6 protein-coding genes and 2 pseudogenes are annotated in these 12,731 nt (G+C 67.6%); 1 reads left to right on the plus strand and 7 read right to left on the minus strand.

From position 1 onward, the window contains the following. Positions 1–139: 139 nt before the first annotated feature. The 7 genes and pseudogenes from GSF22_RS35790 to GSF22_RS21975 all read right to left on the minus strand — a co-directional run. A pseudogene (locus tag GSF22_RS35790) lies at positions 140–1,284 on the minus strand (chitinase); the annotation flags it as partial. Continuing rightward, positions 1,247–2,224 (minus strand): annotated as a pseudogene (locus GSF22_RS35795) (fibronectin type III domain-containing protein); the annotation flags it as partial. The pseudogenes GSF22_RS35790 and GSF22_RS35795, both read right to left, overlap by 38 nt. Positions 2,225–2,358: 134 nt before the next feature. Further along, complete coding sequence (locus GSF22_RS21955) at positions 2,359–2,874, minus strand: hypothetical protein (protein ID WP_208815620.1); 516 nt, start codon at positions 2,872–2,874, stop codon at positions 2,359–2,361. Positions 2,875–2,939: 65 nt separating this feature from the next. Then, entirely contained in the window at positions 2,940–3,488 is a 549-nt protein-coding gene (locus GSF22_RS21960) for a nucleotidyltransferase family protein (protein ID WP_244368101.1), read from the minus strand. Positions 3,489–3,504: 16 nt separating this feature from the next. Continuing rightward, entirely contained in the window at positions 3,505–3,840 is a 336-nt protein-coding gene (locus GSF22_RS21965; RefSeq protein ID WP_208815622.1) for a hypothetical protein, read from the minus strand. A gap of 214 nt (positions 3,841–4,054) precedes the next feature. Then, positions 4,055–9,454 (minus strand): AAA domain-containing protein, encoded by a 5,400-nt coding sequence (locus GSF22_RS21970; RefSeq protein ID WP_208815623.1) that lies wholly within the window; start codon positions 9,452–9,454, stop codon positions 4,055–4,057. A gap of 667 nt (positions 9,455–10,121) precedes the next feature. Further along, positions 10,122–12,062: an N-6 DNA methylase gene (locus GSF22_RS21975; protein WP_208815624.1), complete on the minus strand. Its 1,941-nt coding sequence runs from the start codon at positions 12,060–12,062 to the stop codon at positions 10,122–10,124. Positions 12,063–12,160: 98 nt separating this feature from the next. On the opposite strand from GSF22_RS21975, the gene GSF22_RS21980 reads away from it, so the two are divergent. After that, positions 12,161–12,712 carry a DUF4352 domain-containing protein gene (locus tag GSF22_RS21980; protein WP_208815625.1) on the plus strand — a complete coding sequence of 184 codons (552 nt, stop codon included), beginning with the start codon at positions 12,161–12,163 and terminating at the stop codon, positions 12,710–12,712. Positions 12,713–12,731: the final 19 nt, after the last annotated feature.

Raw genomic sequence — 12,731 nt, forward strand, 5'->3', positions numbered from 1 at the left:
GCCTGGCGGACCCGGGGGGGAGGTCGGGGGGCGGGGTTCACCCGGGGGTGAACCCCGCCGTTGATCGGTCAAGAACCTGGCGTCGCCGCCCGGACCGGAGCAGGACACCAGGTTCGTGACCGGTGTACGTCCGGCGTGGTCAGGGCAGGGCGTTCAGGAACGGCTCGTGGTTGTTCATGAACTCCCAGCCGTAGTACCGGTCCCAGTTGATGGACCAGGTCATCAGGCCGCGCAGGTTCGGTGAAGGGCCGCCGCGCAGGGCGTACCCGCCGCAGGACGTGCCACGGACCAGACAGGTGAGGGCGGCCTGGACCGCCGCGGGCGAGGTGAAGCCGTTGCCGGCGCTGACCGCGGCGGGGGTACCGAACGCGATCTGGTCCGGGCGGAGGGCGGGGAACGTGAATCCGGTGCCGGCGACCGGGAAACCGGCGACGAGCATGTCGGTCATGGCGATGTGGAAGTCCGCGCCGCCCATGGTGTGGTACTGGTTGTCCAGGCCCATGATCGGCCCGGAGTTGTAGTCCTGGACGTGCAGGACCGTGATGTCGTGGCGCAGGGCGTGGATGACGGGCAGGTACGCCCCGGCCCGCCGGTCGCAGCCACCGCAGTTGCCGCCGTAGAACTGGTACCCGAGTTGGACGAAGAACGTCTCGGGGGCCATCGTCAGCACGAATCCGCTGCCGTAGCGGGCTTTCAGGGTCTTCAGGGCGGCGATGAGGTTGACGATGACCGGCGTGGTCGGGTTGGCGACGTTGTTGTCGCCCGCGTCGAGGATCAGCGAGTGGCCCTCGAAGTCCACGTCCAGGCCGTCGAGGCCGTAGCGGTCGATGATGGCGCTCACCGAGCTGACGAACGTGTCCCGCGCGGCGGTGCTGTTCAGTTGCACCTGGCCGTTCTGGCCGCCGATCGACAGCAGGACCTTCTTGCCCTGCACCTGTTTGGCCCGGATCGCGGCGGTGAAGTCGGCGTCGCTTTCCACGTTCGGGCATTCGGTCACCGGGCACCGGTTGAACCGGATGTCGCCGGAGGTCACCGACGTCGGTTCGCCGAAGGACAGGTTGATGATGTCCCACGCCGCCGGCACGTCGGCCAGCCGCGTGTAGCCGCTGCCGTTGGCGAAGCTGGCGTGCAGGTAGCCGATCAGCGCGTGCTTGGGCAGTCCGGTGTTGCCGCATCCGGCCGTGGTCCCGCTCACCGGGCTGCTTTTGGCCGACTCGCCGTTGGCGTTGTACGCGGAGACGGTGTACGAGTGGGTCGAGCAGGTGGCGAGCCCGCTGACCGTGGCGGTGGTGCCGGTTCCGGTGGCGACCCGGGTCGTGCCTTCGTAGACGTGGTACCCGGACGCACCGCTGGCTGCGGTCCACCGCAACGTGATCGACGTGTCCGTGGTGCCGGTGACGGTCAGGCCCGTCGGGGTCGGGGGTGCCGTCGTGCAGCCGGTCGTGGTGACGGTGACCGTGCCGGACTTCGCCGACTCGCCGTCGGTGTTGTATGCCGCCACGGCGTACGTGTGCGTCGAGCAGGGGGCCAGGCCGGTGATCGTGGTGTTCGTGGCGGTCGTGTCAGCCTTGATGGTGGTGCCCTCGTAGACGCGGTAGCCGGTCACGGTGCCGCTCGACGCGCCCCAGGACAGCGTCACCGACGTGTCGGTGGTCGTGCCGACGGTCGGGGTGGCGGGTACGCCCGGTGGCGAGGTGCCGCCCGGTCCGTCGAGTGAGATGTCGTCGGCGAGGTAGGCGCCCTGGCCGTACCAGCCGTGGGTGTAGACCTCGACGCTGGTCTGGTTGGCCGCCGTCGTGAAGTTCACGGTCAGCTGGGTGTAGTTGGCCGCGCTCGGCGCCCACGTCGACGTCCCGCCGGTGACGCCGAGGTACACGTAGTTGCCGCGGACCCACCCGGTGAGGCGGTACGCCGTGTTGGGCAGCACGGCGACGGTCTGGGCGCACCGGGCGGTGTCGGAGGCGGAGGTCGCGCCCTGCAGCGCCTTCGTGCCGGTGTGCACGGGTGTGGTGACGAGCGAGCCGAGGCTGCACGTCCAGGGTGCGAGCGTGCCCGATTCGAAGCCCGGGTTGCCCAGCAGGTTGGCAGCGGCGGCAGGGGTGGCGCCGACGATCACGCCCGCCGCGACGGTCAGGGCCGTCGTCGATGCCGCAAGGAAATATCGAAGGTTGTTCATCCGCTTATTATTAAGAAAGTTTACTGATATATCTACGGTTCGGCCCATCGATCGCGACGAACGACTTGATCAGCAGTTCCCGGGGCCGGCCAGCATCCGGACACGCCCCTGTCCGGGACGTCGAGGCCCCATACAGCCCGCCGGGCCGCCACCGTCCCGGCTCACCGGAGCTCGGACAAGCCCTACCCCAACCGGTGTCGGCGGTACTGAGGCGGAAGCTGGCCGAACGCGAGCCCGTTCTCGTCCAGGGCGTTGTACAGAGTCAACCAGCCGTCCGTAAAGCGCAGGCCGACAGCAACGGTGCCATCGGCCAGGTCTCCGCCAGCCCATTCGAGAAGTTCGACCGCCTCAAGCCGCTGCCCACGCCGGGCAGCCAGCACGGCGGGGGCGTCATCGCGCCAGACCAGCCGGAAGCCGGCCGATGTCGGCCACACCGGTGGCCGGGTCACGTCCACCGAGTTCCAGGTGATCGACACGTCGTCGAGCTTCTGGTGATTGACTTCCAGACGCTCCCCGGCGAAGTCGAGCACCACTGGGCAGTCGGCGAACCACTCGTCGTGCTCGGTATCCCACACGACCCACGGGCTCGTCAGGTCACGGCCGACAAGCCCACCCAGGCGCTCTCCGTGATGCTTCGCGACCTCGTCTTTCCCGGTCAACCAGCGCGGCTGATATCCGTCGATCCCGAAGTCGAACACCGGCCAAGTATGCCGGCCCCGACGGAAGCCCCGTCCGGCCGCTCCTCCTTCGCCTGACATGAACGCTAGATCTCCAACCGCAGTCCGGCCCACCGGTCGAGCCATCCCTTGGCTTTCACGCGATGCCGTACCTTGGCGCGACCGGCTATGGTGTCGAAGGCCGGACTGGGGCGGACGACCATTCCCACAAGGTCTGCCAGCCCGTGGCAGGACACCAGGCGAACAGAGCCGTCCCGCAGAGTGACCGCGACGCACGTTGCCGTTTCGGGCCAGCGCGACATCGCGTCCACCGTAGAGGTGTAGGGCTCATCGCCGTTGCGCAGATGCATCCGCGCCTGGTTACGAATCTCCCACGGCACCCCGGGCAGGGACGCCATGGCCCGGGCTTCGGCGCGTGTCTCCTCGCGTGGGTCCAGCTTATCCGGGTCGAAGTAGGCGACGTCCACGTCGCGCTCCGGCAAGGCCGGAAGGTTGCTGATCGCGTCCCAGATACGGTTGCGTACGAAGCCGGCCCCGATCCACCAGTCCGGCAACCCGAGGTCGGCCACAGCCCGAAGGACTCTCATTGCCTCTGGGTCCGACTCGATGACGCCCAGCACGTCCTGCGCGCTCATGACCACCCCAGGGACCCTAGACCAGCGACGCCGAGGCCGTCCGCTTGATCACCAGCTCTACCATCGAGGCGTCGTCGGGTCGGGTCAGATAGACCACCTGCGCCTGAACGGCGCCGATGGTGATCTCCTCGATCGGCGTGCGGTCGCCGATGTCGACCGTGCCGACGTAGGCCGGGGCGCCCTTGACGTTACGCCAGAGCACGATGCCCCAGAACTTGCCCGTCCCGCCACCGTCGAGCATGACCGCGCACCCCCGCCAGCGCCCGACTGCCACCGCGTACGTCGCGGGGGCCGGCATCGAGGCCCACATCGCGGCGGCCCGGTCGAGGGTGATTGCCCTGGCAGCATCCACGATGATCTTCGGCCAGACCCGGCCGGCAGAGCAGCCGCCGGTGATCCAACTGGCCGGCGGCCGCCAGCAGGTCCGTATCGAGCGCAGGCTGGACAGGTGTAGGCGCTGGTCGACCAGACGCGGACGCCATGATCACCAATGCCAGTTCCTTGACGACGCCGACATAGAAGAGAACGCTCTGAGCAGGCTCCGATGTCACCTTCGGCCAGGAGCTTCAGCTCTGCAATTCTGCTGTGATCTTGCGTGCCAGATTTTCCACCTTCGTCAGTCGAGTGGCGGCTACTTCAGTCAGTGATTCACGCCCGTAAGTCTCCAGCGTCGCCCGGAAGACCGACTCCCGGTTCACCCAATCGATCTTCCTGGCGTGGACGGCCATGACCGTGGCCAGCTCGGCGGGTGGAATCTCGTCGAGGCTTCGCGGTCCAAGGGTCCTGAGCAGAAGTCGGGGCTGGCTTGGCAGCCAAAACGTACAGGGCTGAACGCCAGGTTCGCCAAGAGGATTGTCCTGGACGAGCAGCCCGCGGCGGACCGCAGCACTGATGACCTTGTTAATCGCACTGGCCGACACTCTGGTGACGCGTTGGCCACCGGCAGCCCTGACATAAGCGGTCTGCAGACGTTGGCCGATCATCGGACCTTCACGCTCGACGATGGCGAGCAGCGCTTCGCGCATTCCGCTCGGGGCCGGGTCGTTCGGGCGGGGTGCAGCTCCTCGATAGATTTCGTACGGTTCGAGAAGCAATGTTCCGTCCATGATCGAGCCTGCTTGCGGGTCTGGCGTTGCGGTGGCGCCCTGTCGAGGTACGCGCAAAATCCCGGGGTTGGCTTGATCGTTCTTGGGCGCAAGGCACGCTCGACGCTCGTCGGCCATGACAGGATCGGGAAGGGCCGGCGCGCCGGGGTCCTGCTGCGGTTCAGCCGCAGGCTCGACAGGATGGGCGGTCTCGCTCCTGGCGGGGGACTCCGCCTGTGCCGCTCGTCCACTCGGTACGGATTCCCTCTGAGCCGCTGGCCGGATTCCGCTCTCGGCTGTTCGCTCGACGCCGAAGGTAAGATCGGCAGGACCTGGTCGGAGCGGCTCTTCCAGTTGGTAGACAGCCTCTGGACGGTCCATGCCCGCTACCGCAGTGGGGTCAGCGGATCGGGTGAGGGTCGGGCCCGTTGCTTGATCTTTGTCCGGGTTGGCCCAGCCGGAGGGGTGGATGCCCCGGCGGTTGAGGGCTGCCCACAAGTCGCGCAGCACGGACGCCTCGTCCACCACGAATGCCGATTCTGGGATGCGGAAGAACTCCCAACCACAGCGTTCCAGTTCCCGTTGCCGAGCCATGTCAGCCTCGTAGCGGTCCGGGCCGTGCCAGGCGTCACCGTCGCATTCGATGGCGAGCCGGCCGTGCGGGCCGACCACCACCAGGTCAATCGAGTATCCGATGGCCTCGTACTGCGGTACGACGGTAAATCCCCGCCCGACCAGGCGGTTGTAGACGCGCTGCTCGAAGAGTGAGTCGAACGGCGCGACCCGCTGATTCTCGGGCACGTCGGTGGGTAGCTCGACGCCTTCGTGTTGGGTGGCCCGGGTGGACACGCCGTAGCAGTAGTCCAACAACTGATGGCGCATGTCCTCCGGGTTGCCCAGGTCGCTGGACCGGACAGAGTGGAAGACCCACATCTGGTCCTTGGCGCGGGAGGCCGCGACGTTGTAGCGCTGCAGGTACATCTCGCTCGTAGCCGCACCGATGCGTGTCCCCGGCTCGATCGCCGTGACCATGCTGAGGAACATGACGTCGCGCTCGGATCCCTGGAAGTCTGCCGAGTCACCGCAACGCAGGTCACGACGCTCCCACTCGGCCGGGTCGAGCCGTTCCAGCAGCAGTCGCTGGATGTGCTTGGCCTGGTGCGGTCCCTGCAGGGAGATGACGCCGAAGGTCAAGCCGTCGTAGCGGGGATCCTGAGTGCACGCGAGGATCTGCTCGGCAATCGCCTCGGCCTCGGGCTGATTCACCTTGCCGGTCGTTCCCCGTACGTATCCGTTTTCGACGTGGACGGGTTTGATCGGTTCAAGGCGGTCGGCGCCGTACTGGCGTACCGGGATGAGCCGGATGTTCTCCGGCTCGTACGCGATCCGGTTTGAGAAGTTGATGATTTCCGGTACACAGCGGCGGTGCTCGGTCAGCGGGATGAGTCCGGTGAAGCGCATCTTGGCCTCGTCGAAGAGGCTCCGTTTCGGGTCCTGCCAGGATGCCCGGTACGGGTCGTCATACAGATACTGCGCCGCGAGGTCACGCAGATGCTGCTGGTCGACGCCGACCGCAGCGGGCGAGACCTGTTTGTCGTCTCCGACCACCACGATCTTCGGTGCGAGGTACTGAAGGAACGTCGCGGCCAGCCCGGCTTGTGAGGCCTCGTCTACGATGACCACGTCGAACATGTTCGGCTGCACCTGTAGTTGTTCCGCGATCCGGTAGATCGGCATGATCCACACCGGTACGGAGGACCGACAGCGGTCCATGGCCTGGCGGATCTCTGCGCGGCGCAGGTGGGCGTACTTTCCGGTGCCCTTGCCGAGACCACGGACGAGTTGTCCGTACTGCTGCAGGTTGGCCCGCGCTGAGCCGCTGATCCGTTCGGGTGAGGCGGCGTGCTGCCAGGCGCGCTGGGCGGCCAGTTCCTCGACGTGGTGGCGGATCTGCCGTTCGACCTCGCCGATCTCGGCCTGCAACCGGTTGAGGTCGGCGACCTGTCGGTCTGCAAGCCAGTCCCCCACGACGGCCCAGGCCCATGCCTGCTCCCAACCAACGAGGCGGCCGTCCCACACGTCGTCATCAGAGCTGGCGACAATCGCTTCGTGGACCCGCTTGGCTTGCTGCCGCAGTCGGGATCCAAGATCGTCGCGGTGCTGCACCTCAGCGCGGGCGTCGACCAGCCGGGCGATGCGATGAACGGTGACGGCATACCCGTCGATGTCCCGGTCGGCAACGGCTTTTGCCAGGGCAAGGAGCGCCGGGGACGCGCCGGGATCGTGTACCAGTCCGGCGACGGGTTCGGCAGCCGCGTCGACTGCGGCCCGCGCGACAAGCAGATGGTCGTCGGCGGCCGCCGCGTCAACCAGTGCGGCGTAGGCACGTACCGCAGGAAGGTCGGCCCACTGCGGGCGTGGCAGGCGCCAGGCGGCCAGGCGTTGCTCAAGTTCGGCGAGTTCGGCGCCGAGGGCGAGGACCCGTTGCAGCTGATGGAGCTCGGTGACGTGCCAGGCGAGTCGCTCCTGGAAGGTGTCCTCGGCCGGCACGACGACACTGGCCGGCCACGCCCGGTCCAGTGCGGCAAGCAGTCGGGTGGCCTCCGTCCAGGCGACGAAGGAGTCGATGGCCTCCACCGAGGTGGGTGGGCGCCCGTCGACGCGTATGTGCGTGAACAGGTCACGTGCCACTTTTACCGGCTTCGCGGTCAAGATACCCATTGCCGGGGTTCCGTCAGCAGCGATCTTGATCTTTCCACCGGCACACAGATGTTCCCGCAGGTGGCGCGCAAGCGACACCAGTGGTGCCAGATCCGGGCTGGTCGAGCTGATCTCGGTGATGCCGAGGATCTCTACGTGTGGCTGTACCTGTTCGGCGAGCTGCCGCAGTTGGGCGGCCCGGTTCTGCCAGACCTGGCCGCGGCCGGAAACTACGTCAGCCGTTGCCTCCCCCATCCAGGCTTCCCGTCGCCGGGCCAGGTCGTCGGCAGTGTCGGCGAGCTGGTGCAGCTTCTGTTGCAGCACAGCGCGCTCTACTGGTGGCAGGGCACGAATCGCAGCGAAGGCGGCATGTTCCCGTCTGCCTTGATGCCTGTCGTGGACGGTGCGTGCCTGGGTCTCGGCGGCGACCGCCGCCGCGAAGTCGGCTGGCGGCACCAATGTCGCGGGGTCGATCAACGTATCGCGCGCAGGCTTTTCGTCCGCGATCAACCGCTGGTCACGCAGCAGCCGCAACCACTCGGCCAGCTGCGTCGCAGTCAGAGGCGGCCGGCCGCCAAGCTTGTCGGGCGCCAAAGGCCGGAGCCAGCCGTACAGCGGCGCGTCGTCACGGTGCGCAGTGGCGATCGCCGCGAGTGTTCCCTGGTAGGGGCCCTGGTGGTGCACCAGCACCTCGGCCGACCGCACATCGACGGCGCGCCGATAGAGCAGAGCACGCTGCCGTCGCAGGCGATCGATGGCGTCGAGGTGATGCCGGATCGTGCGGGCGACGTCATCGGCGTCGAAGTCGATGGCTCGTTGCGAGATGGTGTTGACTGCTACCTTCAGATCGGCCATGTCCTCCCGCGATGCGCCGACTACCGCGACCGACAACGGCCTGATCGCCTCGGGCAGCTTCGCCCGCACTTCCTTGAGCGCCCGGTCCGTCTGTGCCGTGACCAGCACCCGTTTGCCCTGCGCGAGCAGGTGACTGAGCAGCGCGGCTGCGGTGTGGGTCTTGCCCGTGCCGGGCGGCCCCTGCACCAGGGTCTGGGCGTGCCGGTCGACCTGCTGCAGAATCTGCAACTGTTTGTCGTTCACGGGCAGCGGCAGGTACATCTCGTCGTCCACGGCTACCAGTGCGCCGGGCGTGCAGTCGGTCTCCACCGCAGGCCGGTGGTCCGGGTCCACCAGGGGAAGGATCCCCTCGGGCACAGTCTCCGAGTCGATCAGCTGCTCGCGGATTCGTTCCAACACCTCGACGAGGCCATGATTACGCCGACGCAACACGATCGCGGGGGCAAGCGCGACTTCGGCGGTTGCTGCGGCAGCCCGTCCGGGATTCTCCGTCTCAAGGTAGACGGCATCCGGATCGAGACTGTTCGCGATGCGTTGCAGCAGTTCGCCAATGGCAGCCAGGTCAAGAGGATGATGTGCGTAGGTACGTCCCAGCTCCCGCACCTCGCCGATGTGTCGGGACCGGGTGAGGTGGGAGTCCAACATGTCCAGTTCGAGGCGCAGCGGATCGACTGACTCGGCTGCGACGATGTGCAGCGTCCCACTCACCGGGTCGAGATCGATGCTCACCGGAACGGTGATGAGGTGCCGTCGCACCGCAGGGTGATCCACCGGACGCCATATCAGGCAACCAACGGCGAGCAGCAGTTCCTTCTCTTCCGGATTGCTGGCGGCTTCGGCCTGCATGGAGAAGAGCACACCGTACGCGTCACGTACTGGTTTGTCGGTACGTTCCCGCTGTGCCCATTGTGTCCAGCCGATCAGCCACCGCTGGTACGCCTGCACGACCGACGGGTGATCGGTCAAGCGCAGCACCTCGGGCTCCGCTTGCTCGCCTTCCGGCTCCGGACCCGAGATCTCGAGGGAGAGCTGGGGAACAACGTCGGGGTCTTCGTACCCGCCGTTCAACCATCGCGTCACCTCGGCGCTTGGAGTCGGCGTGCGCACCCGGTCCAAGCGGTCGATGTGCCCGATCTCGTCACCCGGCTCCGGTGTCACGTCCCAGTGCGCAAAATGCACCGCCGGGTGGCGTGGCATGTCTCGCAACCAGGCAGTCTCATATCCGTCCAGCGTGCGCGGCGCCGTGATTGCGGACTGCTGAGCTCGTGCAAGGAACTCGAACAGTCTCACCGCGCGGTCGATGCGGCTCGCTGGGGCGGTGTTCAAGACGGAGGTCCCTTCAGAGAGCGGTGGTGGGGCGATCGCAAAGGAGGCCGCCTGCATACGAAGCTGCCTGGCAGCGGTGATGGCCTGATCAACGCGGATGCAGCTGATCCGCCACGGCCCATGATTCGACCGGATGCCGTCCCGGACCTGGCCACTGCAGCAGGTGATGGCTACAGCGTCGGTCGAGGGCTGGCAGGATCGTGCAGTGGAGAATTGAAAGAGAGGTGGTGTCGTCAGTCATAGGAATCCGTATCGAAGCTAGTCGGAACGTGACAGATGACGCTGCCGGTCGTTCGGAGATGTTCTCAAAGCCGTACGGAGGATCGCAGGAAGACGAAGCGGCGCACGTCGCGGCCCAACGTATGGGATGACTGGTGGACTTAGCCTGCGTCCGCAGCTTCACTTCCCTACAGTCCGCGAATCTGAGGCTTGAACTGGAAAGACGACTTCCGCATTGGTGGCGGATGCGCCGGCGTCGCTCGCCAGCCGCTGCACGGTACGGCCTGCACCGGTTCCGCATCAATCAGCACACCAACAGCCGCACCGGCAGACGGAGTGACAGTCCGGCGCACCGGGGCCGCCTCGCTGCACTGCCCATACCACCTGACCGGACAGCGGGTACACGAATCGCGGCAGCCCAATCTTCGCACCCCGAGGAATCGTCGCGTCATGCTTTCCTGCTGCAGCGGAGGGCTGACGGTTGGCCAGGTCGCAGGGTGCCGGTGGCAAGTCCGTCGGCGGTGAGTCGTACGAGCTCCGGGCCGAGTGCCGCCGCCTCCCGCAGGGCCGACTCGAAGGCGATCAGCTGTCGGAAGACCTCGCCGTGCGCCCGCTGCCTGTCCAGCGGCAGGCGCCGTACCTGTGCCCGCCGGATGTCGAACCGCATCGCCCCGGACAGGCTCGACGCCTGCCTCGCGTTCGCCGACGTCCGTAACTGCCCGGCCAGGAACCACGGGTCCAGTGCTGCGGGATTCGGCCGGAGCAGGTAGAGACTGCGTCCGAGCAGCGCCCCCTCGGAGGTCACCACCCAGGCGGTGAGTTGTGGGGCGATCATCGGTACCACCACGTCCCCGGCCGCCAAGGCGATCTCCTGCCCGAGCCGGCCGTCGTCCTGGCCGGAGGGGCCGGCACCATTGAGCACGTCCTGTGTGGTCAGGACCGGGGGGCCGCCTGCTGGTGGCTCGCCGCCTGCGGTCGACGCGGCGCGGATCGGGCCGATCAGTTGCAGTGCTCCGGCCCGGGCCAGTTCCCCCACGGTCAGGAACTCCGCGTCCGGACCCTCGGAGGCGGACATGACCTGTGGCAGCAGTGCTTGCAGGTCAGCGACGATGGCGGCCAGCCGCTCCCGGGTGCGTACCAGATGTTCTTCGGTGACCTTGCCCTCGACGGCGGGTTGGCGGCGTGCGGGGGTGAGGTCGACTTCCTCGTCGAGGAGTTCGATCACGGGTACGGCGCGGGCGAATCCGGTCTCCTCGACCTCGATGTCGGGTGCGCGGGTGAAGGCCCGCCAGATGTCCAGCAGCCGTGGAGCGGTCTCGGTCAGGTCGCCGTCGGCGGCGTCGACCAGCAGTGCGCGCGCGGGCGGTGGTGCGTCGGGGGCGGGGCGCCGCAGCACCCACAGGTGAAGTGGTATGCCGTGCTGCGCGCCCACTCCGGGTGGGAGCGCGACGATGGCGCGCAGGGCGCCTCGGCGCAGCAGTTCGGCGCGGATTCGCCGGCCGGCGCGCCGGCTGGCTACGGTGGGTGGCATCAGGAGTACGGCCTGTCCGCCGATGCGCAGGTGGGCCAGGGCGTGCTGGACCCAGGCGAGCTCCGGTTCGGTGCGTGGTGTGGTGCCGACGATCCAGCGTGGATCGTGGCCGAGTTCCTCGTCGCCCCAGTTGGTCAGGCCGAACGGTGGGTGGCAGACCACGGCGTCGAAGGCTTGTCCGGTGAAGGCGTCGGCGCGGAGGGAGTCTCCGGTGCGGAGGTCTCCGGGTACGTCGCGTAGTGCCAGCCACAGCCCGGCGAGTCGGGCGAGTGCCTCGTCGAGTTCCTGTCCGTACGCTGAGGTGCAGCCGGCGCGGACGGCGGCCCGGAGGGTGGCGCCGGAGCCTGCGGTCGGGTCGAGCACGGTACCGCCGCCGACGTCGGCGAGCCCGACCATGAGGTCGGCGAGGTCGTCGGGGGTGGCGAACGAGCGGCCGGGTCCGGGCGCGGAGAAGCGTTGCCACAGCTCGTCGAACGCGCCCTGCGGGCCGAGGTCGTCGGCGAGGGAGTCGATGTCGGGCAGGAAGGGTTTCACCTGGGGGTCGACTAGCCGGTGGGGGCGTTCGCCGCGTTGCCGGGCCAGGAGCAGTTCGCCGATGGCGGCGAGGGCCGCGGCGGCGGAGTCGCTGGCGGCGGCGAGGCGGCGCCAGAGTCGGTCGGCCGTGGTCGTCTCGGGGAGTTTGCCCTGGGCGTGGAGCCACTGTTCGACCTGCGCAAGTTCGAATTCCGGGCTTGTCGGGGTGCCGCCGACGGGTGCGGGGAAGTTGGCGTAGCGCTTGCGCCAGTTGCTGACGGCGGCGCGACCGACCCCGGCGAGCCGGGCGATCTCCGCCGCCGTGACGGTCGGTGTCTCCTGCACTGTCGAAGTGTGTCACATCCGTCAAGCGTCGTCTCTGTTGACAGTGTCAACGAGGAATGCTCTCATTGACGCCGCCACTTCCACAGCAGGAGAAGACGATGCGGAAGATCACCACCCTTGCCCTGATCGCCACCGGACTCGCGGCCCTGGGCTGCGGCGCCGGCAGCACCGACGCGGACACCAGCAGCAACGGCGATGCCAGTGGCGCCACGAGGGACGCCGGTGACGCCAAGGGCAACGACAAGCCGAAGACCGCGAAGATCGGCCAGCCGGCCCGGGACGGGAAGTTCGAGTTCACCGTCAAGTCGTCGAAGTGCGGCGCCACCAAGATCGGCTCTGACCTGGTCTCCTCGAAGGCACAGGGCCAGTTCTGCCTGGTCACGATCAACGTCAAGAACATCGGCAAGGAGCCGCAGACCCTCGACGGCAGCAGCCAGAAGGCATACGCGGCCGACGGGACCGAGTACTCGACCGACACCGAGGCCGGCCTCTACGCCAACCAGGGACAGAGCACGTTCTTCGAGGAGATCAACCCCGGCAACCAGGTGACCGGCGTGTTCGTCTTCGACGTGCCGAAGAACGTGAAGCTCACCAAGCTCGAACTGCACGATTCGGCGTTCTCCGGCGGGGTGACGGTCTCCCTCGCCTGACACCGCCCTCGACGTGGGG

Origin of the sequence: Micromonospora echinofusca (assembly GCF_017614955.1) — a bacterium.
GTDB lineage: Bacteria > Actinomycetota > Actinomycetes > Mycobacteriales > Micromonosporaceae > Micromonospora > Micromonospora echinofusca_A.

Bases quoted from the DNA above. Each gene is read 5' to 3' on its own strand.
- GSF22_RS21960 (WP_244368101.1), bottom strand. From the start codon at position 3,488: ATGAGCGCGCAGGACGTGCTGGGCGTCATCGAGTCGGACCCAGAGGCA.
- GSF22_RS21980 (WP_208815625.1), top strand. From the start codon at position 12,161: ATGCGGAAGATCACCACCCTTGCCCTGATCGCCACCGGACTCGCGGCC.